This is a genomic window from Streptomyces sp. NBC_00490, from assembly GCF_036013645.1.
GTDB classification, from domain to species: Bacteria; Actinomycetota; Actinomycetes; order Streptomycetales; family Streptomycetaceae; genus Streptomyces; species Streptomyces canus_F.
Genome location: NZ_CP107869.1, coordinates 6,362,857 through 6,389,140 on the forward strand (window position 1 = coordinate 6,362,857; position 26,284 = coordinate 6,389,140).

The 26,284-nt window shown below is 71.0% G+C and carries 26 protein-coding genes; 8 read left to right on the forward strand and 18 right to left on the reverse strand.

Translation table 11 applies throughout. The features are described from left to right. Window positions 1-71 precede the first annotated feature (71 nt). The 3 genes from OG381_RS29095 to afsQ1 are packed head-to-tail and all read right to left on the reverse strand — an operon-like array spanning window position 72 to window position 2,937. A complete protein-coding gene (locus tag OG381_RS29095; protein ID WP_327719030.1) occupies window positions 72-683 on the reverse strand; it encodes a hypothetical protein in 612 nt (203 codons plus the stop codon). A gap of 29 nt (window positions 684-712) precedes the next feature. Next, complete coding sequence (locus OG381_RS29100; RefSeq protein WP_327719031.1) at window positions 713-2,263, reverse strand: HAMP domain-containing sensor histidine kinase; 1,551 nt, start codon at window positions 2,261-2,263, stop codon at window positions 713-715. After that, window positions 2,260-2,937, reverse strand: a complete 678-nt coding sequence (gene afsQ1 / locus OG381_RS29105) for a two-component system response regulator AfsQ1 (protein WP_046261189.1) — start codon at window positions 2,935-2,937, stop codon at window positions 2,260-2,262. Before afsQ1 ends, OG381_RS29100 begins: the two co-directional genes overlap by 4 nt. A gap of 231 nt (window positions 2,938-3,168) precedes the next feature. Between afsQ1 and OG381_RS29110 the strand changes: the two genes are divergently transcribed. After that, on the forward strand, window positions 3,169-3,912 hold the full coding sequence (locus OG381_RS29110; protein ID WP_266888751.1) for a SigE family RNA polymerase sigma factor: 744 nt from the start codon (window positions 3,169-3,171) through the stop codon (window positions 3,910-3,912). A gap of 174 nt (window positions 3,913-4,086) precedes the next feature. On the opposite strand, the gene OG381_RS29115 is transcribed toward OG381_RS29110, so the two are convergent. Then, window positions 4,087-4,413 carry a DUF6281 family protein gene (locus OG381_RS29115; RefSeq protein WP_327719032.1) on the reverse strand — a complete coding sequence of 109 codons (327 nt, stop codon included), beginning with the start codon at window positions 4,411-4,413 and terminating at the stop codon, window positions 4,087-4,089. 31 nt (window positions 4,414-4,444) lie between these two features. Next, entirely contained in the window at window positions 4,445-5,083 is a 639-nt protein-coding gene (locus tag OG381_RS29120; RefSeq protein WP_327719033.1) for a uridine kinase family protein, read from the reverse strand. A 220-nt stretch (window positions 5,084-5,303) separates the two neighbouring features. On the opposite strand from OG381_RS29120, the gene OG381_RS29125 reads away from it, so the two are divergent. Next, window positions 5,304-5,711: a hypothetical protein gene (locus OG381_RS29125; RefSeq protein WP_327719034.1), complete on the forward strand. Its 408-nt coding sequence runs from the start codon at window positions 5,304-5,306 to the stop codon at window positions 5,709-5,711. A gap of 66 nt (window positions 5,712-5,777) precedes the next feature. Here OG381_RS29125 and OG381_RS29130 read toward each other — a convergent pair whose 3' ends face one another. From OG381_RS29130 to deoC, 3 genes are read right to left on the reverse strand one after another with little or no spacing between them, the layout of a single operon-like run. Further along, window positions 5,778-6,689 (reverse strand): aldehyde dehydrogenase family protein, encoded by a 912-nt coding sequence (locus tag OG381_RS29130; RefSeq protein ID WP_327719035.1) that lies wholly within the window; start codon window positions 6,687-6,689, stop codon window positions 5,778-5,780. After that, entirely contained in the window at window positions 6,682-8,118 is a 1,437-nt protein-coding gene (locus OG381_RS29135; protein WP_327719036.1) for an aldehyde dehydrogenase family protein, read from the reverse strand. Before OG381_RS29135 ends, OG381_RS29130 begins: the two co-directional genes overlap by 8 nt. A 5-nt stretch (window positions 8,119-8,123) precedes the next feature. Then, window positions 8,124-9,083: a deoxyribose-phosphate aldolase gene (deoC, locus tag OG381_RS29140; RefSeq protein ID WP_327722580.1), complete on the reverse strand. Its 960-nt coding sequence runs from the start codon at window positions 9,081-9,083 to the stop codon at window positions 8,124-8,126. A gap of 190 nt (window positions 9,084-9,273) precedes the next feature. Between deoC and OG381_RS29145 the strand changes: the two genes are divergently transcribed. Together OG381_RS29145 and OG381_RS29150 are read left to right on the forward strand one after the other, a co-directional pair. Then, a complete protein-coding gene (locus OG381_RS29145) occupies window positions 9,274-9,897 on the forward strand; it encodes a PH domain-containing protein (RefSeq protein ID WP_327719037.1) in 624 nt (207 codons plus the stop codon). Between the two features lie 115 nt (window positions 9,898-10,012). Then, window positions 10,013-11,674, forward strand: a complete 1,662-nt coding sequence (locus tag OG381_RS29150) for a hypothetical protein (protein ID WP_327719038.1) — start codon at window positions 10,013-10,015, stop codon at window positions 11,672-11,674. Between the two features lie 28 nt (window positions 11,675-11,702). Here OG381_RS29150 and OG381_RS29155 read toward each other — a convergent pair whose 3' ends face one another. The 4 genes from OG381_RS29155 to OG381_RS29170 all read right to left on the reverse strand — a co-directional run bounded on the left by OG381_RS29155 (window position 11,703) and on the right by OG381_RS29170 (window position 16,294). Beyond that, window positions 11,703-12,884, reverse strand: coding sequence for a glycosyltransferase family 39 protein (locus tag OG381_RS29155; RefSeq protein WP_327719039.1), 1,182 nt, complete (start codon window positions 12,882-12,884; stop codon window positions 11,703-11,705). Window positions 12,885-13,025: 141 nt separating this feature from the next. Further along, window positions 13,026-14,657, reverse strand: a complete 1,632-nt coding sequence (locus tag OG381_RS29160) for a phospho-sugar mutase (protein ID WP_327719040.1) — start codon at window positions 14,655-14,657, stop codon at window positions 13,026-13,028. A gap of 263 nt (window positions 14,658-14,920) precedes the next feature. Next, a complete protein-coding gene (locus tag OG381_RS29165) occupies window positions 14,921-15,745 on the reverse strand; it encodes a purine-nucleoside phosphorylase (protein ID WP_327719041.1) in 825 nt (274 codons plus the stop codon). Window positions 15,746-15,856: 111 nt separating this feature from the next. Further along, window positions 15,857-16,294: a gamma-glutamylcyclotransferase gene (locus OG381_RS29170; RefSeq protein ID WP_327719042.1), complete on the reverse strand. Its 438-nt coding sequence runs from the start codon at window positions 16,292-16,294 to the stop codon at window positions 15,857-15,859. A 106-nt stretch (window positions 16,295-16,400) separates the two neighbouring features. Here OG381_RS29170 and OG381_RS29175 point away from each other — a divergent pair, with 106 nt between their 5' ends. Together OG381_RS29175 and OG381_RS29180 are read left to right on the forward strand one after the other, a co-directional pair. Beyond that, window positions 16,401-17,849 (forward strand): NAD(P)H-quinone dehydrogenase, encoded by a 1,449-nt coding sequence (locus OG381_RS29175; RefSeq protein WP_327719043.1) that lies wholly within the window; start codon window positions 16,401-16,403, stop codon window positions 17,847-17,849. Window positions 17,850-18,062: 213 nt separating this feature from the next. After that, complete coding sequence (locus OG381_RS29180) at window positions 18,063-18,980, forward strand: DeoR/GlpR family DNA-binding transcription regulator (protein WP_443062052.1); 918 nt, start codon at window positions 18,063-18,065, stop codon at window positions 18,978-18,980. A gap of 2 nt (window positions 18,981-18,982) precedes the next feature. On the opposite strand, the gene OG381_RS29185 is transcribed toward OG381_RS29180, so the two are convergent. Continuing rightward, a complete protein-coding gene (locus tag OG381_RS29185) occupies window positions 18,983-19,615 on the reverse strand; it encodes a TetR/AcrR family transcriptional regulator (protein WP_443062053.1) in 633 nt (210 codons plus the stop codon). A gap of 160 nt (window positions 19,616-19,775) precedes the next feature. Continuing rightward, complete coding sequence (locus OG381_RS29190) at window positions 19,776-21,548, reverse strand: acetyl/propionyl/methylcrotonyl-CoA carboxylase subunit alpha (protein ID WP_327719046.1); 1,773 nt, start codon at window positions 21,546-21,548, stop codon at window positions 19,776-19,778. Between the two features lie 363 nt (window positions 21,549-21,911). Between OG381_RS29190 and OG381_RS29195 the strand changes: the two genes are divergently transcribed. Beyond that, entirely contained in the window at window positions 21,912-22,430 is a 519-nt protein-coding gene (locus OG381_RS29195) for a hypothetical protein (RefSeq protein WP_327719047.1), read from the forward strand. Here OG381_RS29195 and OG381_RS29200 read toward each other — a convergent pair. Both OG381_RS29200 and mmpB read right to left on the reverse strand, forming a co-directional pair. Then, window positions 22,399-23,019, reverse strand: a complete 621-nt coding sequence (locus OG381_RS29200) for a Maf family protein (protein ID WP_327719048.1) — start codon at window positions 23,017-23,019, stop codon at window positions 22,399-22,401. The genes OG381_RS29195 and OG381_RS29200 overlap by 32 nt on opposite strands. A 22-nt stretch (window positions 23,020-23,041) precedes the next feature. After that, window positions 23,042-23,170 carry a morphogenic membrane protein MmpB gene (mmpB, locus tag OG381_RS29205; protein ID WP_327719049.1) on the reverse strand — a complete coding sequence of 43 codons (129 nt, stop codon included), beginning with the start codon at window positions 23,168-23,170 and terminating at the stop codon, window positions 23,042-23,044. Between the two features lie 128 nt (window positions 23,171-23,298). Here mmpB and OG381_RS29210 point away from each other — a divergent pair, with 128 nt between their 5' ends. Beyond that, window positions 23,299-24,405 carry an SGNH/GDSL hydrolase family protein gene (locus OG381_RS29210; RefSeq protein WP_327719050.1) on the forward strand — a complete coding sequence of 369 codons (1,107 nt, stop codon included), beginning with the start codon at window positions 23,299-23,301 and terminating at the stop codon, window positions 24,403-24,405. Here OG381_RS29210 and OG381_RS29215 read toward each other — a convergent pair. Both OG381_RS29215 and OG381_RS29220 read right to left on the reverse strand, forming a co-directional pair. Continuing rightward, window positions 24,402-24,611, reverse strand: a complete 210-nt coding sequence (locus OG381_RS29215; RefSeq protein WP_327719051.1) for an acyl-CoA carboxylase epsilon subunit — start codon at window positions 24,609-24,611, stop codon at window positions 24,402-24,404. The two genes, OG381_RS29210 and OG381_RS29215, sit on opposite strands and share 4 nt — an antisense overlap. Window positions 24,612-24,620: 9 nt before the next feature. Next, on the reverse strand, window positions 24,621-26,216 hold the full coding sequence (locus tag OG381_RS29220) for an acyl-CoA carboxylase subunit beta (protein WP_327719052.1): 1,596 nt from the start codon (window positions 26,214-26,216) through the stop codon (window positions 24,621-24,623). Window positions 26,217-26,284 lie beyond the last annotated feature (68 nt).

Below are 26,284 nucleotides of genomic sequence, written 5' to 3' on the forward strand. Positions count from 1 at the left end.
GATCCCCTAGACGCGAGGTGCGGCGGGATCGGTTCCGGGCGTACGGGTGAGGCGTCCGACACACCCGCACATCAGCCGTCCGTGACCTCCGTCGACGGCGGCTTCGCGCTGGTCGGTTCGGCGCGGACCTCGTCGGTGCACTCGTAGCGGCGCGGGGCGGCGCCGTCCGGTCCGCCGAGGATGACCGACCCGTCGCCCTCGGCGGCGGCCGAGTCGGAGAACGTGCAGACGATCTGGGCGAGGGAGGACTTGGCGAGGGCACCCGGCGGGAAGCTCAGCCGGAGGGTGTCCTCGGGGTCCTCGGGGCGCGGCCCGGTCACCGTCATGCCGTCGCGCACGGTCGTCCGGTACCCGGCGTCCGCCTCGCCGGCCGACGGCGTCGCGGCGAGCTGGTTGAGCAGCTCCTGCGCCACCAGCACCCGCCGCCGGGAGTCCGCCGTACCGTCCTCGACGCTCACCGTCCGGTCGACGGCCACCAGCGACGAACCGCACAGCAGGAACACCTGCACCGCCAGCCCGCGCGAGGACTGCGCGGAGATGTCCGGCTCCGAGACGGAGCAGTGCACCCGTGAGGGCGCGGGCCCGAAGTCCGTCGGGACCTCGGTGGCCCGGATACCGCACCCGGTGGCCAGCGCCGCCAGCACGGGCAGCGCCAGCAGCCGTCGTACGGTCACGGTGCTCATGGCCCGCCGTCCCCGCCCTCGCGTCACGCTCATGAGCTCTTCTCCGCCTCGCACTCCTGCGCCAGCTCCGACCCGTCCCTGGGCAGGCGCAGCGTGAAGACCGCGCCGCCCTCGGGGGAGTTCGCGGCGGTGATCTCGCCGCCGTGGATGTGGGCGTTCTCCAGGGCGATGGAGAGGCCGAGTCCGCTGCCCTCGGAGCGGGGGCGCGACGCGCTCGCCTTGTAGAACCGGTCGAAGACGTGCGGCAGGACGTCCTCGGGGATGCCGGGCCCGTGGTCCCGCACCTCGATGACGACCGAGTCGTCCGCCGCACGCACCGCCACCCGCACCGGTGAACCGCCGTGCTTGAGCGCGTTGCCGACCAGGTTCGCCATGATCACGTCCAGGCGGCGCGGGTCGAGCCGGGCGTGGATGCCGCGTTCGGCGTTCAGGTCCACCGCGTCCAGCCAGGCCCGCGCGTCGAGGCAGGCGGTGAGCTGGTCGGCGACGTCGACATCGTCCAGGACGAGACGGGCGGTGCCCGCGTCGAAGCGGGTGACCTCCATCAGGTTCTCCACGAGGTCGTTGAGGCGCCGTGTCTCGCTGACCACCAGCCGTACCGCCGGCTCGATCATCGGGTCCATCGAACCCGACTCCGCCTCCAGCTCCTCCTCCAGGATCTCCGTCACGGCGGTGATCGCGGTGAGGGGCGTCCGCAGTTCATGGCTCATGTCGGCGACGAACCGCCGGGACGCCTCGTCCCGCGCGGCCATGTCGTCGACCCGTTTCTCCAGGGCCGCGGCCGCGTCGTTGAACGTCCGTGAGAGATCGGCGAGTTCATCGGTGCCGGACACCCGCAGCCGGGTGTCCAGCTTGCCCTCGCCGAGCCGGCGGGCGGCGACCCCGAGCCGGTGCACCGGCTTCAGCACGGTCGTGGCGGCGGCCTGCGCGAGCAGCGCCGAGCCGATCAGCGCGAGACCGGTGGCGATACCGAGCGACCAGGCAAGGGAGTTGAGGTCCTTCGCCTCCGGCTCCAGCGACTTGAGCATGTAGCCGGTGGTGCCGCCGTTGATGACCTTGGTGCCGGCCACGAGATACGGGGTGCCGTCGTCGACGATCCGCTGCCAGTACAGGTGGTACGCGTACTTGTTGGAGGAGTCGACCTCCTGCGTCTCGTTCACCGCGGCCCGCAGCGACTCGGGGACGTCCTGGACCGAGAAGCCGTTCAGCGCACCGGAGTTGGCGTACAGCGCCTCGCCGTCGGAGTCCTTCGCGACGAGCAGCACGCTGAAGCGCTGGCTGCTGTTGGCCATGTTCTGCGCGGTGCGCTGGAGTTCGTACCGCTCGGGGAGCTCCGGCAGCAGACCCGCGTGGTTCTGCATCTCCTGCTGGAAGTCGCGCAGCACCGCGTCCTGGGTGCGGGTGAGCACCGCCTCGCGGTTGAGCCAGTAGGCGATCCCGGACGCGGACACGGCGGCGGTGAGAGCCACGAGTCCGAAGACCACGACGAGCCGCAGCCGCAGACTGGTGAAGCGCAGTCGTGTCAGATGTCCCTTGCGAGCCGCGGCCCAGCCGCGGATCCCCCCTTGCGCTTGGGTCACTGAGGCGTGTCCAGCCGGTAGCCGACACCACGGACCGTGCGGATCAGTGTCGGGGACGACGGCACGTCCTCGACCTTGGCGCGCAGCCGCTGGACACAGGCGTCCACCAGGCGCGAGTCACCGAGGTAGTCGTGCTCCCAGACCAGCCGCAGCAACTGCTGCCGCGACAGGGCCTGGCCGGGCCGCCGGCTCAGCTCCAGGAGCAGCCTGAGCTCGGTGGGCGTGAGCTGGAGGTCCTCGCCGTTCTTCGTGACGGTCATCGCCGCGCGGTCGATGACCAGGGAGCCGAAGCTCGCCGCGTCGGTCGACTCGCGTTCCCCGCGCCGCAGCACGGCCCGGATCCGGGCGTCCAGCACCCGCCCCTGGATCGGTTTGACGACGTAGTCGTCGGCGCCGGACTCCAGTCCGACCACGATGTCGATGTCGTCGCTGCGCGCGGTCAGCAGAATGATCGGCAGCTGGTCCGTGCGCCGGATGCGCCGGCACACCTCGAAACCATCGATGCCGGGCAGCATCACATCCAGCACGATCAGGTCCGGCCGCTGCTCACGCAGCAGCTTCAGGCCGTCCTCGCCGGTGGCAGCCGTGGCAACCCGGTGACCCTGGCGCGTCAGAGACAGCTCCAGGGCCGTACGGATGGCGTCGTCGTCCTCGATCAGCAACAGGGAAGGCACGGGGCTCATTCTGGCCCATGGCGGGGTGCGGTATCGACACCTGTACAGGTACGTACGTGTAGCGCCGCTCTCTGTGACCAAGCTGTGTCTTCCCTGAGGCCGACCCCTGTGACAGGTCTGTGACAGTCGGCGGACACGGTCATGAAGGTGCGAGGGCAAGCTTCTCGGCACAGGCAAGGAAGCACAGCCTGGGCAAGCAGAACACCGGAAGTCCACGACGGGGGGCGCGAGATGAACACGCTGCACAGCAACAGCACCAGCGCAGTGATCACGCGTCTGCACGACGTGAACGGGGGCCGGGGTTCCGAGAAGTCCGGCGCCGTGAGCGGGCGGGGGTGCGCTCGCGGCGCTGGGCGTCAGCACACCGCGTACATGACGGTGGTTGACGGCTTCACGGGGGAAGCACACGGGGGAAGCGCGTACAGGGAGGACACGGGGGAGCGTCGTTCGCTGTCGGAGGCGGAGTTCACCGCCTACGTCCAGGAGCGCCGCGCCTCCCTGTACGCAACCGCCTACCACCTGACCGGTGACCGCTTCGAGGCCGAGGACCTGCTCCAGAGCGCGCTGTTCTCGACGTACCGGGCATGGGACCGGATCAGCGACAAGGCGGCCGTCGGGGGATACCTCCGCCGGACGATGACGAATCTGCACATCAGCGCGTGGCGCCGCCGCAAGCTGAACGAGTACCCGACCGAGGAACTGCCGGAGACGCCCGGCGACACGGACGCGATGCGCGGCACCGAGCTGCGTGCGGTCCTGTGGCAGGCGCTGGCCCGGCTGCCCGAACTCCAGCGGACGATGCTGGTCCTTCGTTACTACGAGGGCCGCACCGACCCGGAGATCGCGGACATCCTCGACATCAGTGTCGGCACGGTGAAGTCCAGCATCTGGCGGTCGCTCCGCCGGCTGCGCGAGGACGAGGTCCTCAGCTTCGGCCGTGACGAGGAAGACGCCTTCGGGGAGCTTGTCGCCTGAGGGTTGGGGGGGAGCACCACCACGGGGGAGCGCCGCGGGGGAGCGGTAGCGCGGTGGTGCGGGTAACACGGGGGAGCAATACGGGGGGAAACGGGGGAAGCACCACCACGGGGAAGCACCAAAAAGCGGGACTGGAGGGCCGGGGGGCCCGTCCGGTTCCGCTTTGGTGTGTGGTCAGCCCGCCGTCATGGGAGCCGCCTCGGCGGCACTGTCACCGACGGCGATGCCCACGGCGGGATCGACCCCCTCGATGCGGTACGCGCCGGTCCTGCTCTCGGGGATGCCGTCCCCGGAGTCGTTCGGGGTGTCGTCGCACTCCCCGACCGTGGCGGTGCCCAGCCGCTCGCCGACGGTGAAGACGGACTTCTCGGTGGGCAGATAGTCGCGGCTGTCGAAGGTCACCACGCCCGAGCAGGAGGCCGCGGCCTCGCCCTCCGCGCATCCGGTGGCGGCCAACAGCACCGCGGCCGCCACGAGCAGGGTTTTACGTGTGATCGTCATGGTCCTACGACGCGGAAGGCGCCGCGGACGTTCAGCCAGCCGGCGTCGAAGCCGCCGGACGGCGTCCCGCCGCGGCCGCGGCAAGTCGGCCCAGCGCCTCGTCCTTGTCGCAGGCGTGGGCGCCGAGCGCGGTCTGCCGGGAGACGATCGTGCGTTCCTGTCGCATCAGCCGCCAGCCGCGGCGCAGCAGGAACGGCACCGACTTGCGGCCCTCCTTGAGGTCCCGCAGGAACCGGCGCCGGAACGTCTGCACGGGACCGCGGCTCAGACACAGGGCGTCGGCCAGCACGCCCAGCTCCTGGCAGCGCGTGACGATCTCCGCGGCGAAGATGCCCTCCGCGATGAACAACGGGGTCCGGCCGATGTCGACGGTCTCCGCGCCGGTGCGGGCGCTCAGCGAGATGTCGTACTGGGGGACGTCGGTGCGACCCGTGCCGCACAGCTCGACGATCGCCGCGACGGCCACGTCCGCGTCCCAGGACTCGGGGTGGTCCCAGTCGATGTCGGAGCTCCCCGCCACCAGCGGCAGAGTCGGGTCGTCGCCCTCCTTGTAGAAGTCGTCGAGCCTCAGGACCGGAAGACCGGAACGGGCCGCGAGAAGGGACTTGCCGGAGCCGGAGGGGCCGCAGAGCAGCACGACTCGCGTCGGTATGGACGAAGGGGAACTCACGGGTCACCAGTCTGCGGCATTCACCGGCTGTTCATCGACCCCGCGGACCGGCTTTGCAGTGCGCGTCACATGCCGACCACCGTGGGTGCGGACCCGGTCACCCTGGGCGAGTCGCCGGTTCGATGCGGAGTCCGCGGGTCGGCGGTGGAGTGTGCGCCGAACCTCAACTACCCTTCGTGTCGACCCGATTACCTTGCGCAAGATGAAGGTGGCAGCAGCAATGGCCCGACACGCGTCCTCCTCCACCCTGACCGCCCAGCGCGCGCTGGCCGCCCTCGCGACCGCGGGCGCGGCCCTGGGCGCAGGTGCGGCGACGGCTGCCGCGGACACCGACCCGGTCGTCGACGTGGTGCGCACCCGCCCCACCTCGCTGGGCAACATCGACCCGCAGGCCGGCCTCCAGGGACTGACGAGCACGGTCGGCTATGTCACCGGCCCGGTCAGCGGCCTCAAGCCCAACCCCCTCGCCGGCACCGGCGTCGACCCCCTCGACAACGGCCTGGGCACCCAGCTCGCCGACTTCCAGCCCCTGGCCACCCAGGCGCTGACCGGCCCGGTGGCGCAGGCCCAGTCCATCGGCAGCATCCCGGTGGTCGGCCAGGCGGCGGGGCTGCTCGGCAACGGCTGACGGTACGCAGAGAGCCGCGTCTCCCCAGGACGGTGGGAAGGCGCGGCTCTCCGGTCTGTGCGGCCGTCAGTAGGACGAGCCGGACGCGCCCAGCGAGCCCGTCGGGTGCCAGACCGTCTTCGTCTCCAGGAACGCCGTCATGCGGTCGATCCCCGGAGTCGCCGAATAATCCACAGCCTGTGGACGGAGAACCCGCTTCAGGTTGTCCGCCGCCGCGATCTCCAGCTCCTTCGCCAGTACGTCATCGGCGCCCGCCAGATCGATCGCGTTGACGTCCTGGTGCGAGGCCAGCGGCGCCGCGATCTCCGCCGTACGGCCGGACAGGACGTTGACGACACCGCCGGGCAGGTCGGAGGTGGCCAGCACCTCGCCCAGGGACAGGGCAGGCAGCGGGGACCTCTCGGACGCGATCACGATCGCCGTGTTGCCGGTCGCGATCACCGGGGCGACGACCGAGACCAGGCCCAGGAAGGACGACTCCTGCGGGGCCAGGACCGCGACCACGCCGGTCGGCTCCGGGGTGGAGAGGTTGAAGAACGGACCCGCCACCGGGTTGCCGCCACCGACCACCTGGGCGATCTTGTCGGTCCAGCCCGCGTACCAGACCCAGCGGTCGATCGTCGCGTCGACGACAGCGGCCGCCTTCGACTTCGACAGCCCCTCGGCGTCGGCCACTTCGCGCACGAACTGCTCGCGGCGGCCCTCCAGCATCTCCGCGACGCGGTAGAGGATCTGACCCCGGTTGTACGCCGTCGCGCCGGACCAGCCGCCGAACGCCTTGCGCGCGGCGACCACCGCGTCACGGGCGTCCTTGCGGGACGAAAGCGGCGCGTTCGCCAGCCAGTTGCCCTTCGTGTCGCTCACCTCGTACACCCGGCCGCTCTCGGAACGCGGGAACTTCCCGCCGACGTACAGCTTGTAGGTCTTGAAGACCGACAGCCGGTCAAAACGGTCCGTCTTCTCGTTCTTCTCAGACATCGAGGTACGCCTCCAGGCCGTGGCGACCGCCCTCGCGGCCGAAGCCCGACTCCTTGTAACCGCCGAACGGCGAGGTCGGGTCGAACTTGTTGAACGTGTTGGACCAGATCACGCCCGCGCGCAGCTTGCCCGCGACGGCGAGGATCCGCGACCCCTTCTCCGTCCAGATGCCCGCCGACAGGCCGTACTGGCTGTTGTTGGCCTTGGCGACGGCCTCGTCCGGCGTACGGAAGCTCAGGACCGACAGGACCGGGCCGAAGATCTCGTCGCGGGCGATGGTGTGCGCCTGGGTGACGTTGGTGAAGAGCGTCGGGGCGAACCAGTAGCCGGAGGAGGGGAGTTCACAGGCCGGGGACCAGCGCTCGGCGCCCTCCGCCTCGCCCGCCTCGACGAGCGTGGTGATCCGGGAGAGCTGCTCCGCGGAGTTGATCGCGCCGATGTCGGTGTTCTTGTCCAGCGGGTCGCCGAGCCGGAGGGTGGAGAGCCGGCGCTTCAGCGAGTCCAGCAGCTCGTCCTGGATCGACTCCTGGACCAGCAGCCGGGAGCCCGCGCAGCAGACCTGGCCCTGGTTGAAGAAGATGCCGGTGACGATGCCCTCGACGGCCTGGTCGATCGGGGCGTCGTCGAAGACGATGTTGGCGCCCTTGCCGCCCAGTTCGAGGGTGACCTTCTTGTCCGTGCCCGCAACCTGGCGCGCGATCGCCTTGCCGACCGCGGTGGAGCCGGTGAAGGCCACCTTGTCCACGTCGGGGTGCTCGACGAGGGCCGCGCCCGCGTCGCCGTACCCCGGAAGGATGTTGACGACGCCCTTGGGCAGACCGGCCTGGCGGCAGATGTCCGCGAAGAACAGGGCCGACAGGGGAGTGGTCTCCGCCGGCTTCAGCACGACCGTGTTGCCGGTCGCCAGCGCCGGGGCGATCTTCCACGCCAGCATCAGCAGCGGGAAGTTCCACGGGATGACCTGGCCCGCGACACCGAGCGGCCTCGGGTTCGCGCCGAAGCCGGCGTGGTCGAGCTTGTCGGCCCAGCCCGCGTAGTAGAAGAAGTGCGCGGCGACCAGGGGGAGGTCGGCGTCGCGGGTCTCCTTGATGGGCTTGCCGTTGTCCAGGGTCTCCAGGACGGCCAGCTCGCGGCTGCGCTCCTGGATGATCCGGGCGATGCGGAACAGGTACTTGGCGCGCTCGGCGCCGGGCAGCGCCGACCACTTCTCGAAGGCCTTGCGGGCGGCCCGCACCGCACGGTCGACGTCCGCCTCGCCCGCCTGGGCGATCTCGGAGAGGACCTCCTCGGTGGCGGGGGAGACGGTCTTGAAGACCTTGCCGTCCGCCGCCTCCACGAACTCGCCGTCGATGAACAGCCCGTAGGAGGGCGCGATGTCGACGACCGAGCGGGACTCGGGTGCCGGTGCGTACTCGAATGCAGATGCCATGTGGATCAGTCCACCGTCACGTAGTCGGGGCCGGAGTAACGGCCGGTGGCCAGCTTCTGACGCTGCATCAGTAGGTCGTTCAGGAGCGAGGAGGCGCCGAAGCGGAACCAGTGGTTGTCCAGCCAGTCCTCGCCGACGGTCTCGTTGACCAGAACCAGGAACTTGATGGCGTCCTTGGTGGTGCGGATGCCGCCGGCCGGCTTCACGCCGACCTGGACGCCGGTCTGGGCGCGGAAGTCGCGGACGGCCTCCAGCATGAGGAGGGTGTTCGCGGGCGTCGCGTTCACCGCCACCTTGCCGGTCGACGTCTTGATGAAGTCGGCCCCGGCCAGCATGCCGAGCCAGCTCGCGCGGCGGATGTTGTCGTACGTCGAGAGCTCGCCGGTCTCGAAGATGACCTTCAGACGGGCGCTGGTCCCGCAGGCCTCCTTCACGGCGGTGATCTCGTCGTACACCTTCAGGTAGTGACCCGCGAGGAACGCCCCGCGGTCGATGACCATGTCGATCTCGTCCGCGCCCGCGGCGACGGCGTCGCGCACGTCGGCGAGCTTCACCGCGAGGGCGGCGCGGCCCGCCGGGAAGGCGGTGGCGACCGAGGCGACCTTCACGGAGGAGCCGGCGACGGCCTCCTTCGCGGGAGCCACCATGTCGGGATAGACACAGACGGCCGCGGTCGCGGGGGTCGTACGGTCGGTCGGGTCGGGGCGGACCGCCTTGGCGCCGAGCGCCCGGACCTTGCCCGGGGTGTCCGCGCCTTCCAGCGTCGTCAGGTCGACCATCGAGATGGCGAGGTCGATGGCGTACGCCTTGGCGGTCGTCTTGACGGAACGGGTGCCGAGAGAGGCGGCGCGCGCCTCCAGGCCGACCGCGTCGACGCCGGGCAGCCCGTGGAGGAAGCCACGCAGCGTGCTGTCGGACGCGGCGACATCCGTAGGCGGGTGTGCGGGAGATGCAGTGGTGGGCATGGTCACCAGACGAGCATATCTACGCGCGTAGCGGCTGTACACCCCGAAAGAACGGTTTGCTCTGGACGCAGGGGAGCGCACCCACCCAGGGGCGCGGGGAACCGCGCGAGCAACCACGGCCGGACCTGCGCCCGCGCACTCGGCGGCCCCCCACGGCGAGAAGGCGAACAACTGAGGCACAATCGCCCGCATGACGACCAAGGACCGCATCTACCGCTCACCCGCAGGCATCGCCGGAGGCGCCCTGCTGCTCGCCATCGTCCTCTGGCTCGGCATCGACGCCCTGGTCCAGGGCGAGGACCGCGCCCCCTGGCTGGCGCTCGCCTCGATGATCCTCGCGCTCCCGCTGATCGTCGCCTTCACCGTCCGCCCGGCCGTCTACGCCAACGAGGACCGCCTGCGCATCCGCAACCCTTTCCGCGTGATCGTGCTCCCCTGGGGGCAGGCCGCGGCACTGCGGTCCGGTTACTCCAATGAGGTCGTCACCGAGTCCGGCGACAAGTTCCAGCTGTGGGCCGTCCCGGTGTCGCTGCGCGCCCGCAAGAGGGCGGCCCGCAAGGACGCGCGCGCCGAGCGCGGCGGCGGCACCGGCCTGCGGCTCGGCTTCGGCGGCGGTGGCGCCGCCCCGGCCCCCGACGCCGGGCCCGCCCGGGCCGAGACCGACAAGATCATGGACGACCTGCGCGAGCTCATGGAGACCCGCGGGACGGCGGAGAGCGCCCAGGGCGAGGTGACCGTGCGCTGGGCGTACGAGATCTTCGCGCCGGTGATCGCGGGAGCGGTACTGCTGGTGATCTTGATCGCAACGGGCTGAGACGCCTGGCCTTTCACGGTTGTCCGGGGCGATGATGCGGCCCACCTCGGCGTGCCGCCCCGAACAAGGACCCGAGGACCGCAACCACACCTGTGGTCCGAGTGTCTGGAAGACAATGAGCACGAACCTCCAGCGGCCGCTGCCGCTGCCCGCCTCCGCGATACCCGACGGCTGCCTCCCCTGGGACGCGGAGCAGACCCGGCGGTGGACACAGGCCCTGCCCGCCCGGTGGGTGCCGGTACGGCTCGACACGGGCGTGCTCATCGGGGTGGCGCTGGCCGGTCTGCTCGGCTCCGGCGCCCTGGCGCTGTCCACCGACCTGAGCCCGTGGGCCGCGGCCGTCCTCGCGCTCCACGCGATCTGGCTGGCGGTACGGCCCGAGGTCGTACGGGTCTCGGTGCCGGTTCTGCTTTTCCTGGGTCCCGCCCAGCAGCCGCTGCCGTGGCCGGTGACGTTGCCCGTGCTCGCGTTCCTGCTGCTGGCCTGGACGCTCGCCATGCTCCGGCTCGTCGCGCGCGGACGGCAGCGGGCGGCGGCCCTGGCGGCGGCCGGCGGGGCCACGGCCGTACCGCCGGACAAGGGCAAGACGTTCCGGCGGGGCAGGCTCCTGGTCTGGTTCGGGCTGGCCGTGACGGCGGCCGGTGCCGCCGGGGTCGCGACGTTCGGGCCCGGAGACGACCACGTGCTCGCGGCGACGGGCCTCTACGTGAGCGGGCTCGGCCTCACCGCCGTCCTCTCCGGTCTCCTCGGCCGCCGCCGCGCCGCCGCCCTGCGCGGCGCCCCCGTCCCCGTCCTCCGCGTGCTTGTACGCGAGAACGCCGACGTGGACACCGAGGTCTACGCGGCCGACGACCTGGGCGCGCTGCGCCCCCTGTTCACCGTCTCGGTGTCGGAGCCCTACGACGAGGGCGAACCCTTCTTCGAGGAGGCGGACGACGACTTCGACGAGGAGGCGGCCGAGGCGGAGATGCGGGAGGCCCTGGACCGGATCGACGACGAGGAGCCCGGCCCCCTGCGCGAGGCCGTCCTGTACGGCACGCCGTACGACGGCGCCGAGATCCTCCTCGTCAGCGCCGACGAGGAACCCGGCGAGCCGCCGCTGTTCGAACGCTCGCAAGGGCCCGTACGGCCCCTGTCGGACCGGTTCGGACGCGGCCGCATCGTGGGCGAGAAGCGGGCGGGGACCCGTAAGGCGGCGTACCAGGAGCTGGGCCGGCTGGCCGCCGGGGCGGCCGTCGCCCCGCTCGGCTCGGGGGCTGTGCGACGGTGGCGCGCGGGGTGGACGGACCGGATCATCGCCGTGGTGGTGATCCTGTGGTTCGTCCCGATCGCCCTGGACGAGTCCGGCTGGTTCTGGCGCTACGTCCTCGTCGGCAGCGTGGCCCTGGGCGGTGCCCTGCTGCTGTCCGAGCGGCTCGGCTGGACCGTCACCGCCGACCGCGAGGGCCTCTGGTTCAACGGGCTGCGCCGTGTCCGCCACATCGCCTGGGACGACATCCGCGTCGTCCGCTGCAAGGGCGCCGAGCTGAAGATCGACAGCCGCAACGCCGGCTTCCCCACCTGGACGATGCAGAGCGTCCGCTGGCCGAAGCTGGAGCTGCGGCGGGGCTGGATCCACCCCTACGAGCGCACCGCCGCCGAGATCACCGCGATGTGGGAGGACCCCGCGCTGCGGCCGACCGTCTCGGCGACCGAGCGGGAGCGGGGCCGCCCGCTGTGGCCGCTCGCCCTCGCCCAGGCGGCGGTCTTCACGGCGTTCCTGGTGCTGCTGCCGTAACGGCCGGGCCGACCGCCGCGGCGGGGCGTCACGGCGCCCCCGGCCACACCAGGACCATGTGCGCGCCCCAGTACACCGAGCCCGCCACCACCGCCGTCAGGACGAGCACGCGGTGGCGACGGGCGGCACAGGACAGCCGCAGGGCCAGGGGGAACAGCAGCGGGAAGGCCGGCAGGAGGTAGCGGGCGCGCGGGAAGTAGACGCCCCCGCTGGTCAGGACGATGAGCAGCGTCACGCCCGTGAAGACCAGCAGGGACAGGGGCTGACGGTCGCGCACCGACAGCGCGAACAGCGCCACCGAGACGACCAGCACCAGCGTCACCAGCACCAGGAACAGATGCGGCGTCGCGTCCCGCACCAGCAGCTGACGGATCTCCCGCAGGGTCCGCCGGCCGCCGTCCATCTCGTTGCTCCACACCCGCTGTTCGGCGAAGTAGCCGTCCCAGCGGCCCACCCGCAGGCCCACCCAGGCGATGAACCCGCACCAGCCGAGCGGGGCCAGGACAGCGGCCGTGAGCGCGCGCACGGAGAAGCCGCGGCGCAGGGACAGCAGGGCTGTGATGGTGACCGCGGCCGCCAGCGCGATACCGGTCGGGCGGGTCAGACCCGCGAGCACGGCCAGCGTGCCCGCCCACAGCCAGCGGCGGGAGAGCAGCGCGTACAGCGACCAGGCCGCGCACGCGGTGAACAGGGACTCGGTGTAGCCCATCCACTGCACCAGGCCGACCGGGAACGCCGCCCACAGAACCGTGGCCAGAATCCCGACCCGGCGGCCGTACAGCCGGTCGCCCACCGCGAAGACCCCCCACGCCGCGACGAAGGACGCGGCGACGGCGAGGAACAGACCGGTGGTGGCCCGGGTGCCGGGGGTGACGGCCGCGACCGCCTTGAGCAGGACCGGGTAGAGCGGGAAGAACGCCAGATTGCTTCCCTCGGTGCCGACCTCCCGGGCGTAGCCGTGGTCGGCGATGCCGAGATACCACTTCGCGTCCCACTGCCGCGCCAGGATCGGCCAGACGCCGTGATCCTGGTGATGGGCCCACAGCGCGAGGAACAGCAGACCCGCGAGCCGTACGGCGACGAAGGCGCCCAGCGCCGGGGCCGCGCGGCGAAGGGCGCGGACGGCGGGGTGCGGGCGGGACGTGGTCTCGGGTCGCCGGCTGCCCGGGATGCTGCCGCCCGGGGCGGTTTCGGGGGCGGTCGAGGACACGGGGCGGCTCCGGGGCTCGGCGGACGCGATACCCGTCACCGTTTCCCGGGGTGGGCGCCGAGGCGCGCAGCGCGCTTCGACCGGCGCGGTGAAATCACCCGTTGGGGTGCCCTGGTCGGTCAGGGCACCCCGACGGGCGGGTCAGATGCCGGCCGCCGCCGACAGGTCCCGCTTGATCGTCGCCAGCAGGTCCGTCGCCTTCGCGTGGGCCGCGGGCAGATCGGCGTGGGCGGCGACCGGGACGACGACCTCCAGGTAGCACTTGAGCTTGGGCTCGGTGCCGCTGGGCCGGACGATGACACGGGCGCCGTCGAGGGTGTACCGCAGCCCGTCGGTGGGCGGCAGCCGGTCGGTGCCCCGCGTGAGGTCCTCGGCCTTGGTGATCGCCAGGCCGGCCAGCTCGGTCGGCGGCCGCTCCCGCAGACGCCCCATGGCATCCGCGATGACCGACAGGTCCTCGACCCGGACCGACAGCTGGTCGGTGGCGTGCAGACCGTGCTCCACGGCGAGGTCGTCGAGGAGATCGAGCAGCGTGCGCCCCTGCTCCTTGAGCTCCGACGCCAGCTCGGTGATCAGGAGGGCGGCGGTGATGCCGTCCTTGTCCCGTACGCCGTCGGGGTCGACGCAGTAGCCGAGGGCCTCCTCGTAGCCGTAGCGCAGGCCCTCGACCCGGGCGATCCACTTGAAGCCGGTGAGGGTCTCCTCGTACGGCAGACCCGCCTTCTCGGCGATCCGGCCGAGGAGGGAGGAGGAGACGATGGACTCGGCGAAGGTCCCCTGCGCCCCGCGTCGGACGAGATGCGCGGCGAGGAGCGCGCCGACCTCGTCACCGCGCAGCATCCGCCAGTCGGCGCCTGCCTTGACGGCCACGGCGCAGCGGTCGGCGTCCGGGTCGTTGGCGATGACCAGGTCGGGGTCCGTCTCGCGGGCCCTGGCGAAGGCGAGGTCCATCGCGCCGGGCTCTTCCGGGTTGGGGAAGGCCACGGTCGGGAAGTCGGGGTCGGGCTCGGCCTGCTCGGCGACGAGCACCGGCTCCGGGAAGCCGGCCCGGGCGAAGGCGGCGAGGAGGACGTCCTTGCCGACGCCGTGCATCGCCGTGTAGACGGTGCGGGCGGTGCGGGGGGACCCGTCCGACAGGACGGCGTCCGTGCGGGCCAGGTAGGCGTCCAGGACGGCGCCGTCGAGGGTCTCCCAGCCGGCGTCCGGGCGGGGGACCTCGTCCAGGGACCGTACGGCGTCGATCTCGGCGGCGATCTCCGCGTCGGCGGGGGGCACGATCTGCGATCCGTCGCCGAGGTAGACCTTGTAGCCGTTGTCGCGGGGCGGGTTGTGGCTGGCGGTGACCTCCACGCCGGCGACCGCGCCGAGGTGCCTTATGGCGTACGCCAGGACGGGGGTCGGGAGGGGGTGGGGGAGGACCGCTGCCCTGAGGCCGGCGCCGGTCATCACGGCCGCGGTGTCGCGGGCGAAGTCGGCGGACTTGTGGCGGGCGTCGTAGCCGATGACGACGAGGCCGTCCGACCGGCCCTTGCCCTTGAGGTACGCGGCGAGACCGGCGGCGGCGCGGATGACCACGCTGCGGTTCATACGCATCGGGCCGGCGCCGAGCTCGCCCCTGAGACCCGCGGTGCCGAACTGGAGCGTGCCGCTGAAGCGCGCGGTGAGTTCGGTGACGTCTCCGGCCTCGATGAGCTTGGCGAGCTCGTCACGGGTCTCCGTGTCGGGGTCCTCGGCCAGCCATGCGGTGGCTCGTGCGATGAGATCGTCGTGCACGTCGGGTCAACCTCTCGTGTTGGTGTTGCGGGTGAGTGAGGGGTGCGGGGCGGTTTTTTCGCCCCCGCCGCCCTTACCCGTTCCCGTCCCCAGGGGCGTGCCGCCCCTTCGACCCCGCTCCCAGGGGGCGCTGCCCCCTGGACCCCCGCTCCTCAAACGCCGGAGGGGCTGGATCTGCTGACGCCGGTCGTGGGGGTCTGGGGGCGCAGCCCCCAGGGACGGGACGGGTAGGGGCGGCGGGGGCGAGGAAAAAGCCCCGTCGGCTACAGCCGGCTCAGGACCTGCCCGAGCAGCGCGCCCATCTGCGTCGCCGAGTCGCGGCCCGCCTGGAGGACCTCCTCGTGGTTCAGCGGCTCGCCCGTCATGCCCGCGGCGAGGTTGGTCACCAGGGAGATACCCAGAACCTCCGCACCCGCCTCGCGCGCGGCGATCGCCTCGAGGACCGTCGACATACCCACGAGGTCCGCACCGATGACCCGGGCCATACGGATCTCGGCCGGCGTCTCGTAGTGCGGGCCGGGGAACTGGGCGTAGACGCCCTCCTCCAGCGTGGGGTCGATCTCCTTGCACAGGGCGCGCAGCCGGGGCGAGTACAGGTCCGTCAGGTCCACGAAGTTCGCGCCGACGATGGGAGACGTCGCCGTGAGGTTGATGTGGTCGCTGATCAGCACCGGCTGCCCGGGACGCATGCCCGCGCGCAGCCCACCGCAGCCGTTGGTCAGCACGATCGTCTTGCAGCCGGCCGCCACGGCCGTACGGACGCCGTGCGCGACGGCGGCCACACCACGGCCCTCGTAGTAGTGCGTGCGGCCCAGGAAGACCAGGGCCCGCTTCTCGCCGATCTTGTACGAGCGGATCTTGCCGCCGTGACCCTCGACCGCCGGCGGCGGGAACCCGGGCAGCTCGGTGACCTGGAACTCGGCGTCGGGAACGCCGAGCGCGTCCACGGCCGGAGCCCAGCCGGAGCCCATCACGAGGGCGACGTCGTGGGTCTCGGCGCCGGTCAGTTCGCGCAGGCGCGCGGCGGCGGCGTCGGCGGCGCCATGCGGGTCGCCCTGGATGTCGTCCGGAAGAAGAGATGCGTTCACGCGGATGAGCGTAGCCTCTTCCGGCCTACGCGCGTAGATGACAGAGCGAACGGGTTGCCGATCGTTGTCTTGTCGTTTCCAACGAATCCGGCGACAGGTGGGGCGTGAGGGCTAGCAGGGGCGCTTGCGGAGTTCCATCACGTAGTCGTGGGGCGCCCCCGCCGATTCCGCCGCGTCCGCGATCTCGCCGAGGTAGCGCGCCGACGGCAGGCCCCCCTCGTACGCGTCGAGGACGTACAGCCAGGCCGACTCCTCGGTCTCCATGGTGTGCACCCGCACCCGCATCCGGCGGTAGATGCCGAGGCCGACACCCTCCCAGCGGTCCATCGAGTCCTCGTCCGGCGGCGCGATGTCGTACAGCGCGACGAAGACCTGGGACTCGGGGTCCTCGACGAGTGTCGCGAGCGCGCCCTCCCAGCCCATCTGCTCGCCGCCGAAGGTCAGCCGCCATCCGTTCAGCCAGCCGGTCGCGCGCATCGGCGAGTGCGGTGCGCGGCGCGTCATCAGCCGCGCGTCGAGGTTGCCGGCGTACGCGGCGTAGAGCGACATGGGGAGAGGGTACGGCAGTCGAAACGCCCGGCCCGCCCGTCCCGTAGGTAACAACATGGACCGTCCCGCCGCCCCCGGGCAGTAGCACCTTGAAGCGTGCGGGACAATGGAGTACGTGACTCGGATCGTGATCATCGGTGGCGGACCCGGCGGATACGAAGCGGCGCTGGTAGCAGCGCAGCTCGGCGCGGAGGTGACCGTCGTCGACTGCGACGGTCTGGGCGGAGCGTCGGTGCTGACCGACTGCGTGCCGTCGAAGACTCTTATCGCTACGGCCGAGGTGATGACCACCTTCGACTCGTCGTACGAAGAGCTCGGCATCATCGTCGCCGACGACACCCCACCCCTGGAGCAGGCCGCCCGGGTGGTCGGCGTGGACCTCGGGAAGGTCAACCGTCGGGTGAAGCGGCTCGCGCTCGCGCAGTCCCACGACATCACCGCCTCCGTCACCCGCGCCGGCGCCCGGGTGCTGCGTGGCCGTGGCCGCCTCGAGGGCATGCAGTCCCTCGACGGCTCCCGCAAGGTCATCGTGCAGGCCGCCGACGGCACCGAGGAGACCCTCGTCGCCGACGCCGTCCTCATCGCGACCGGCGGCCACCCCCGCGAGCTGCCCGACGCCCAGCCCGACGGCGAGCGCATCTTCAACTGGACGCAGGTCTACGACCTCACCGAGCTGCCGGAAGAGCTCATCGTGGTCGGTTCCGGTGTGACCGGTGCGGAGTTCGCCGGTGCCTACCAGGCGCTCGGCTCGAAGGTCACCCTCGTCTCGTCCCGTGACCGGGTCCTGCCCGGCGAGGACCCGGACGCCGCCGCCGTGCTGGAGGACGTCTTCCGGCGCCGCGGCATGAACGTCATGGCCCGCTCCCGCGCCGCCGCCGCCAAACGGGTGGGCGACCGGGTCGAGGTCGCCCTCTCGGACGGCCGCGTCATCACCGGCAGCCACTGCCTCATGGCGGTCGGCGCCATCCCCAACAGCGCGGGCCTCGGTCTGGAGGAGGCCGGCGTCAAGGTGCGCGAGTCCGGGCACATCTGGACCGACAAGGTGTCCAGGACGACGGCTCCCGGTGTGTACGCCGCCGGTGACGTGACCGGTGTCTTCGCCCTCGCGTCCGTGGCCGCCATGCAGGGCCGTATCGCCATGTACCACTTCCTCGGCGACGCGGTGGCCCCGCTCAACCTCAAGACGGTCTCCTCCAACGTCTTCACCGACCCCGAGATCGCCACCGTCGGCTACACGCAGGCGGACGTGGACGGGGGCAAGATCGACGCCCGGGTCGTGAAGCTCCCGCTGCTGCGCAACCCGCGCGCCAAGATGCAGGGCATCCGCGACGGCTTCGTCAAGATCTTCTGTCGCCCCGGCACGGGCATCGTCGTCGGCGGTGTGGTCGTGGCGCCGCGCGCCTCGGAGCTGATCCATCCGATCTCGATCGCCGTCGACAACAACCTGACCGTCGAGCAGATCGCGAACGCCTTCACCGTGTACCCGTCTCTTTCGGGCTCGATCGCCGAGGTCGCACGCCAGCTCCACACCCGCAAGGAGACGGGCGAGAGCTAGGGCACGCCTGGCGGCCGAAACCGACTCCCCGCTGGTCACAGGGAGTTGTCGCCCATTCGTACGGCATAGTCGGGAGGCGTAGGCCCTATACCACTCCCGACCCTCCTGTGCGAACAACTTCTGTTATTCGGCGCATACTGCTGAAAGCAGACGGTCGTTGGGGTTACTGTCAGTTTCGTGTTCGCTGCAGAACGTCGCCAATTGATCCTCGAAATGGTGCGAGCGAACGGGGCCGTATCGCTCCGTGAGCTCGCCCGCGTCGTCCAGACCTCCGAAGTGACCGTACGGCGGGACGTGCGCGCACTGGAGGCAGAAGGACTCCTCGACCGCCGACATGGCGGTGCGGTATTGCCGGGCGGGTTCACGCGGGAGTCCGGCTTTCCGCAGAAATCACATCTCGCGACCGCCGAGAAGACGGCCATCGCCGACCTCGCCGCGAGCTTCGTCGAAGAGGGCGAAGCGATCGTGGTCGGGGCGGGTACGACGACACAGGAGCTGGCCCGCCGGCTCGCTCGCGTACCCGGGCTGACCGTCGTCACCAACTCCCTGCTGGTGGCTCAGGCGTTGGCCCATGCCAACCGGGTGGAAGTCGTGATGACCGGCGGCACTCTGCGCGGTTCCAACTACGCCCTGGTGGGCTCCGGTGCCGAGCAGTCCCTCCAGGGGCTGCGGGTCTCGCGGGCCTTCCTGTCCGGGAGCGGACTCACCGCCGAGCGCGGGCTGTCCACGTCCAACATGCTGTCGGCGTCCGTCGACCGGGCGCTGGTGCAGGCCGCCGCGGAGGTCGTCGTCCTGGCCGATCACACCAAGCTCGGTTCGGACACGATGTTCCAGACCGTGCCCACGGATGTGATCACCCGGCTGGTGACCGACGAGCCTCCGGCGCACGACGACCGTGCGGCCACGGAGTTGCAGGCGCTGGCCGACCAGGGTGTTCAGATCGCTGTCGCCGGGGGCTCGGGGAGTGATGCGGTCCCCCCGCGCCAACCTCGCCGGGACGTGTCCCTCCCGGGGCCGCGCCGAGTGCAGGCCGGCTCCGCCGGGGCGGGGCTCCGGGCGACGTCGGTCCTCAGTGAGCCGGCGGGGGCGGAGCAGCGGGCGGCCCGGGTCGCGGACATGCGGCGGCGTTAGGTTCAAGTTCGCCTATGCGCCGTAGCGGTTGGGTGTGCTGCGCGAGTGCCCGTCGTGTGTGGCTGGTCGCGCAGTTCCCCGCGCCCCTGGGTCGGTTTGAGTCCCGTCAGTGTCAACATCAGCAATCTGTCCGCCAGGTCTGGATCGCTTGACATCTCCTCCGCTGCCAGCGCGATGGCGTGGGTCAGCTGGAGCAGATCACCGATCACCACGTCCTCGCGGACCGTGCCCGCCTCCTGCGCGCGGGTCAGCAGGGCGCTGCCGGCTTCCCGGATGGGGTCGCTGCACCGCGCCAGGGCCGAGGTGTCGTCGTGGGAGACGGACATCAACGCCCTTGCCAGGCCCCGGTACTCGCTCGCCTGGGTGATCATCTCGCGGAGCCAGGTCACCAGGGCCGCGCAGGGTTCCGGTGACCGGCGCAGTTCGCTCGCGCGAGCCAGCAGGTCGTTCACCGCGTCCTCGAAGACCGCGCTCAGCAGGGCGTTGCGGTTGGGGAAGTGGCGGTAGAGGGTGCCGATACCCACGCCCGCGCGGCGGGCCACGTCCTCCAGGGACGCTTCGGAGCCGTGGGCGGCGAAGGCGGTGCGGGCCTCGGCGAGGAGACGCTCGTAGTTGCGGCGGGCGTCCGCGCGCATGGCACGCGTCGCCGTGGCCTCCTGGCTCCCCATGGCCCCCACCTGCCCTCTCTCCGGCCCGCGTGTGCCTCCAGGATGCCGGAAAAAGAAGCGCCCGGCGGACTGACCTTCAGTCCGCTGGGCGCTCCGGGATGTCCTACGACCTTCCGGGGAAGGTGTGTCAGTCCTTGATCTCGCAGATCGCCGCACCCGAGGTGAGCGAGGCACCGACCTCCGCGGACAGGCCCTTGATGGTGCCGGACTTGTGCGCGTTGAGCGGCTGCTCCATCTTCATGGCCTCCAGGACGACGACCAGGTCGCCCTCCTTGACCTCCTGGCCCTCCTCGACGGCGATCTTGACGATCGTGCCCTGCATCGGGGAGGCGAGGGTGTCGCCGGAGGCGACGGGGCCGGACTTCTTGGCCGCGCGGCGCTTGGGCTTGGCGCCCGCCGCGAGACCGGTGCGGGCCAGGGACATGCCGAGCGAGGACGGCAGGGAGACCTCGAGGCGCTTGCCGCCGACCTCGACGACGACCGTCTCGCGGTCCGGCTCCTCGTCCGTCTCCGTGTCGGCGGGGGCGGCGAAGGGCTTGATCTCGTTGACGAACTCGGTCTCGATCCAGCGGGTGTGGACCGTGAAGGGGTCCTCGCTGCCGGTCAGCTCCGGAGCGAACGCCGGGTCCTTGACGACCGCGCGGTGGAACGGGATGGCCGTCGCCATGCCCTCCACCTGGAACTCCTCCAGGGCACGCGCGGCACGCTGCAGGGCCTGCTCACGGGTGGCGCCGGTGACGATCAGCTTGGCCAGCAGGGAGTCCCAGGCCGGGCCGATGACCGAGCCGGACTCGACGCCGGCGTCCAGCCGGACGCCCGGGCCGGACGGACCGTTGAACACGGTGACCGTGCCGGGGGCCGGGAGGAAGTTGCGGCCCGGGTCCTCGCCGTTGATACGGAACTCGAAGGAGTGACCGCGCAGCTCCGGGTCGCCGTAGCCGAGCTCCTCGCCGTCGGCGATGCGGAACATCTCGCGGACCAGGTCGATGCCGGCGACCTCCTCGGTGACCGGGTGCTCCACCTGGAGGCGGGTGTTGACCTCGAGGAAGGAGATCGTGCCGTCGACGCCGACGAGGAACTCCACGGTGCCGGCGCCGACGTAGCCGGCCTCCTTGAGGATGGCCTTCGAGGAGGCGTACAGCTCGGCGACCTGGGCGTCGGAGAGGAAGGGCGCGGGGGCCTCCTCGACCAGCTTCTGGTGGCGGCGCTGCAGCGAGCAGTCACGGGTGGAGACGACGACCACGTTGCCGTGCTGGTCGGCCAGGCACTGTGTCTCCACGTGCCGCGGCTTGTCCAGGTAGCGCTCGACGAAGCACTCGCCGCGGCCGAACGCGGCGACGGCCTCACGGACCGCCGAGTCGTAGAGCTCCGGCACCTCTTCGAGGGTGCGGGCGACCTTCAGACCGCGACCGCCACCACCGAAGGCGGCCTTGATGGCGATCGGCAGACCGTGCTCCTCGGCGAAGGCGACGACCTCCTCCGCACCGGAGACCGGGTCCGGCGTACCGGCGACCAGCGGGGCGCCCGCGCGCTGCGCGATGTGCCGGGCGGCCACCTTGTCGCCCAGGTCGCGGATGGCCTGCGGGGGCGGGCCGATCCAGATCAGGTCCGCGTCCAGGACCGCCTGAGCGAACTCGGCGTTCTCGGACAGGAATCCGTAGCCCGGATGGATGGCGTCCGCGCCCGACTCGCGCGCCGCGTTCAGGACCTTCTCGATGTCCAGGTAGCTCGTTGCCGGGGTGTCACCACCCAGGGCGAACGCCTCATCCGCGGCGCGGACATGCAGAGCGTCCCGATCCGGGTCGGCGTACACGGCCACGCTCGCGATGCCGGCATCCCGGCAGGCCCGGGCAACGCGGACAGCGATTTCGCCACGGTTGGCGATGAGCACCTTGCGCACGATTGAGGCTCCCTCCTTGAAACAAGCCGAGTTTAGGGACTGCCGACACGGCACTTCGACCCGTCCCCAATGGTGAGCTTGCCCACACGGAGCGTGATTCGAGGCTCGCTCGACCCGCGAAATCCCATGTCGCACCTCGGTACGCAGGACTCCTCCGGGAAACCCTAGCCCTCCTCTGTGGCCAAGGTCTCTGTGAGAGCGTGCTGCGGACCACTCGCTTTCTTTGTGGAGTCCCTACGAATGGCCCAATGATTCTTTGCCCTCCGTAGAACCCTTGTCCCGCGGTTTACCCGTTAGTAGCGTTCGCGTGTATCGAACGTACTTGAGGTAACAAGAGCTCGGCTTGAGAGTGGGTGGGGGCCGGTGGTGCGTAGACCGGTGGCGTGGGTCGTGGCGGTCGTGCTCTTCGTCGAGGCGGTCGGTATCGCGGCGGTGCAGTGGTTCATGGGCGTAGTCGTGGACCGGCAGGACATGTCCCTGGCGGGACTGGACCCGGACGTGATGTCGCTGTCGTCGAAGATCGGCGGCATCGTCTTCGGTCTCTACTTCGCGCTGTGCGGCGTGGTCGCGCTGCTCGTGGCCTTGCGGAACCGTCCGCCGGCCGGTCTCGGGCGTGTCCTGCTGGTCAGCGCGGCCGTGGTGCACGCGCTGCTGGGCGCGTTCGCGTGGGGGCTGCTGGGCTGGCCCGAGTTCGTGTTCATGGTGGCCGTGCTCGGCCTCATCGTGCTGCTCCTGATGACGTACGACCGTCCCCAGGAGCCCGCCGACGCGAAGCCGGACGTCCCCCAGGGGGACCCGGAGGGGCCCAGGGCGGGCCCGGAGACCCCCGAGGGGGACGACGTGAGCCCGGTCAGGCCTGCGCCGGCGCCCACAACTCCGTGATGCCGACGCCCAGTCGGGCCAGCAGCTTGCGGACGAGGGGCAGGCTGATGCCGATCACGTTGCCGTGGTCGCCCTCGATGCCGTCGATGAACGGCGCGGAGCGGCCGTCCAGGGTGAACGCCCCGGCGACGTAGAGGGGTTCGCCGGAGGCGACGTACGCGGCGATCTCGTCGTCGGTCGGCTCGCCGAAGCGGACGAGGGTCGAGGCGACGCCGGAGACATAGCGTCCGGTGACGGTGTCGTAGATGCAGTGCCCGGTCTGCAGCGTGCCCGCGCGGCCGCGCATGGCCTTCCAGCGGGCGGTGGCCTCCTCCTGGTCGGCGGGCTTGCCGAGCGCCTCGCCGTCCAGGTCGAGCACCGAGTCGCAGCCGATCACCAGCGCGCCCTTGACCTCGGGCTTCGCCGAGACGACGGAGGCCTTCGCCTCGGCCAGGGCGAGCGCCAGATCGGCGGGGGTGGGGGCGGTCACGGCGTCCTCGTCGACCCCGCTCACCAGCACCTCGGGGGTCAGTCCGGCCTGCCTCAGCAGGTTGAGCCGGGCGGGGGACTGCGAGGCGAGAACGAGTCGGCGGCGCGGCTGATCAGTCATGCGGTCAGGGTATCGGCGTCCGTCAGCCGATGCCGAGCACGATCATCGCGAGCACCATGGCCAACGCCAGGAAGAGTCCCAGTCTCCGCAACATGTCCTGCATGTCGCGCAGTTCCTTGGGCGGCTCGTTCTCGGGGTCGGACCACAGCATGCCTCCAGGGTGCGCGGAGGCAGGGGGCGGCGCCTGAGTACGCGTACTCAAATTCACCAAAAGGGTCTGGAGTTCCGTTAGTCTGTCTGTGGTTAAAGGAACTCTGGTCCCGTTTGGAAGGGCGTGCCATGTTCACCACCGTCTGGACCGCGTCACCTCAACTGCCGAGTGAGGGCCTCACGCCCAACTGGTCCCGGGAGGGCTTCTGGCGGCAGTCGCTGCGTCAGGTCGTCCGGCTGAGCGCGGGCGGGGAGCGGGTGCGGGTGCGGCTGTCCCACGCGTACGGCACCTCGCCGGTACGGATCGCGGGCGCGAGCGCCGGGTCCGCGGGAACGTCGACGCGGCTCACCTTCGCCGGCGCGCCGGACACCGAGATCCCGGCACGCGGGGAGGTCGTCAGCGACGCCGTGCCCCTCGCCGTCGCGGCGGGGGAGTCGATGACGGTCACGCTGTACTTCGACACGGCGACCGGGCCCGCGACCTTCCACGCGCAGGCCTTCACGACCAGCATGCGGGGAGAGGGGAACCTGCTGGACGACGTGGACGGGGAGGGGTTCGACGCGGCGAGCGAGTCCTGGTACTTCCTGAGCGCGGTGGAGGCGGACGCCGGCCGGACGGACGGGGTCGCCCTGTTCGGGGACTCCCTCACGGACGGCTTCGGATCCACCCCGGGTGCGGACCGACGCTGGTCGGACACGCTGGCCCGGCTCACCGGGCGGCCCGTCCTGAACGCGGGGATCGGCGGCAACCTGCTGCTCAACGACTCCTCGTGGTACGGGGAGAAGGGGGTGCACCGGCTGCGGCGGGACGTCCTGGACCGGCCCGGCACGGACACGCTGGTCGTGCTGCTCGGGCTCAACGACATCGGGTTCAGCGAGACGGACGAGCAGCCGACGTACAAGCCGGCGCCGGTGGTGGAGGCGGACGAGATGATCGCCGGGTACCGGGATTTGATACGGCAGGCCCGTCAGGGCGGCCTGCGCGTCGTCGGCTGCACCCTGCTCCCCTTCGCGGGCTCCGACCACTGGGGCGAGCGCGCGGCGAAGGTGAGTCACGAGGTCAACGAGTGGATCCGTTGCTCAGGGGAGTACGACGCCGTGGTGGACCTGCAACGCCTGATGGCCGATCCGCGGGACCCGGACCGGCTCCACCCCGCCTACGACTTCGGCGATCACCTGCACCCGAACGACGAGGGATACGAGGTGATGGCCGAAGCCGTCGCGGCGGTCCTCTAACCGGGCCAGTAGGTACGTGCCCAGGTCGCCGGCCCCGGCCGGGGCAGACGGTGTGCCGCGATGCGGGACGGGTCCGACCACCCGTCCCGCTGCTCGGGTGCGCCGGACGGAGCGGCCGCTGCCGCCGCGGCGCGGGCTCGGACCACCGCCAGAGCGGCGGCCAGCTCCTCGGGGGTGGGGTTGCCCCGTACGACTCTGATCGTCACAGCGGCTCCTTAGAGGGGGATGTTGCCGTGCTTCTTCGGGGGCAGGGACTCCCGCTTGCTGCGCAGCTGGCGCAGGCCGCGGACGATGTGGCGGCGGGTCTCGGACGGCATGATGACCGAGTCGACGTAGCCGCGCTCGGCCGCGACGTAGGGGTTCAGGAGGGCGTCCTCGTACTCCCGGATCAGCCGGGCGCGGACCACCTCCAGATCCTCCCCGTTCGCCTCCGCCTCGGCGATCGTGCGCCGGTGCAGGATGTTGACCGCGCCCTGCGCGCCCATGACGGCGATCTGGGCGGTCGGCCAGGCGAGGTTGAGGTCGGCACCCAGGTGCTTGGAGCCCATGACGTCGTAGGCGCCGCCGAAGGCCTTGCGGGTGATCACCGTGATCAGCGGGACCGTGGCCTCCGCGTACGCGTAGATCAGCTTGGCGCCGCGGCGGATGATGCCGTCGTGCTCCTGGTCGACGCCCGGGAGGAAGCCGGGCACGTCCACGAAGGTGATGACCGGGATGTTGAAGGCGTCGCAGGTACGCACGAAGCGCGCCGCCTTCTCGCTCGCCGTGATGTCGAGGCAACCGGCGAACTGCATCGGCTGGTTGGCGACGATGCCGACCGGGGCGCCCTCGACCCGGCCGAAGCCGGTGAGGATGTTCGGTGCGAACAGGGCCTGCGTCTCGAAGAACTCGGCATCGTCCAGGACGTGCTCGATCACCGCGTGCATGTCGTACGGCTGGTTCGCGCTGTCCGGCACGATCGTGTCCAGCTCGCGGTCCTCGTCGGTGAGGGCGAGGTCCGCCTCCTCCGGGAAGACCGGCGCCTCGGAGAGGTTGTTGGACGGCAGGTACGACAGCAACTGCTTGACGTACTCGATGGCGTCCTTCTCGTCCCCGGCCATGTGATGCGCCACGCCGGACACCGAGTTGTGGGTGCGCGCGCCGCCCAGCTCCTCGAAGCCGACGTCCTCACCGGTGACCGTCTTGATGACGTCCGGGCCGGTGATGAACATGTGCGAGGTCTGGTCGACCATCACCGTGAAGTCGGTGATGGCGGGGGAGTACACGGCGCCGCCCGCGCACGGCCCGACGACCAGGCTGATCTGCGGGATGACCCCTGACGCATGGGTGTTGCGACGGAAGATCTCGCCGTACGCGCCGAGCGAGGCGACACCCTCCTGGATCCGCGCGCCCCCCGAGTCGTTGATGCCGATGACCGGACATCCGGTCTTCAGTGCGAAGTCCATGACCTTGACGATCTTCTGGCCGTAGACCTCGCCCAGGGCGCCGCCGAAGACGGTGAAGTCCTGCGAGAACACGGCGACGGGACGCCCGTCGACGGTCCCGTACCCGGTGACGACTCCGTCGCCGTACGGGCGGTTGCTCTCCAGGCCGAAGTTGGTGGAGCGGTGCCGCGCGAACTCGTCCAACTCCACGAAGGAGTCCTCGTCGAGGAGCAGCTCGATACGCTCACGGGCCGTCAACTTGCCCTTGGCGTGCTGCTTCTCGACGGCGCGTGCGGAGCCGGCGTGCGTCGCCTCATCGATACGGCGCTGGAGATCCGCGAGCTTGCCCGCGGTGGTGTGGATGTCGATCTCTTCCGGCTCGGACATCGGGGGTCGGCTCCCTGCCTGCTCAAAAGGGGGGACGGTTACTCATCCGTAGAGTAGTGGTGGCACTA

Bases quoted from the DNA above. Each gene is read 5' to 3' on its own strand.
- OG381_RS29095 (WP_327719030.1), bottom strand. From the start codon at position 683: ATGAGCACCGTGACCGTACGACGGCTGCTGGCGCTGCCCGTGCTGGCG.
- OG381_RS29110 (WP_266888751.1), top strand. From the start codon at position 3,169: ATGAACACGCTGCACAGCAACAGCACCAGCGCAGTGATCACGCGTCTG.
- OG381_RS29115 (WP_327719032.1), bottom strand. From the start codon at position 4,413: ATGACGATCACACGTAAAACCCTGCTCGTGGCGGCCGCGGTGCTGTTG.
- OG381_RS29125 (WP_327719034.1), top strand. From the start codon at position 5,304: ATGGCCCGACACGCGTCCTCCTCCACCCTGACCGCCCAGCGCGCGCTG.
- OG381_RS29130 (WP_327719035.1), bottom strand. From the start codon at position 6,689: ATGTCTGAGAAGAACGAGAAGACGGACCGTTTTGACCGGCTGTCGGTC.
- OG381_RS29135 (WP_327719036.1), bottom strand. From the start codon at position 8,118: ATGGCATCTGCATTCGAGTACGCACCGGCACCCGAGTCCCGCTCGGTC.
- deoC (WP_327722580.1), bottom strand. From the start codon at position 9,083: ATGCCCACCACTGCATCTCCCGCACACCCGCCTACGGATGTCGCCGCG.
- OG381_RS29145 (WP_327719037.1), top strand. From the start codon at position 9,274: ATGACGACCAAGGACCGCATCTACCGCTCACCCGCAGGCATCGCCGGA.
- OG381_RS29150 (WP_327719038.1), top strand. From the start codon at position 10,013: ATGAGCACGAACCTCCAGCGGCCGCTGCCGCTGCCCGCCTCCGCGATA.
- OG381_RS29170 (WP_327719042.1), bottom strand. From the start codon at position 16,294: ATGTCGCTCTACGCCGCGTACGCCGGCAACCTCGACGCGCGGCTGATG.
- OG381_RS29175 (WP_327719043.1), top strand. From the start codon at position 16,401: ATGGAGTACGTGACTCGGATCGTGATCATCGGTGGCGGACCCGGCGGA.
- OG381_RS29180 (WP_443062052.1), top strand. From the start codon at position 18,063: ATGGTGCGAGCGAACGGGGCCGTATCGCTCCGTGAGCTCGCCCGCGTC.
- OG381_RS29185 (WP_443062053.1), bottom strand. From the start codon at position 19,615: ATGCGCGCGGACGCCCGCCGCAACTACGAGCGTCTCCTCGCCGAGGCC.
- OG381_RS29200 (WP_327719048.1), bottom strand. From the start codon at position 23,019: ATGACTGATCAGCCGCGCCGCCGACTCGTTCTCGCCTCGCAGTCCCCC.
- mmpB (WP_327719049.1), bottom strand. From the start codon at position 23,170: ATGCTGTGGTCCGACCCCGAGAACGAGCCGCCCAAGGAACTGCGCGAC.
- OG381_RS29210 (WP_327719050.1), top strand. From the start codon at position 23,299: ATGTTCACCACCGTCTGGACCGCGTCACCTCAACTGCCGAGTGAGGGC.
- OG381_RS29220 (WP_327719052.1), bottom strand. From the start codon at position 26,216: ATGTCCGAGCCGGAAGAGATCGACATCCACACCACCGCGGGCAAGCTC.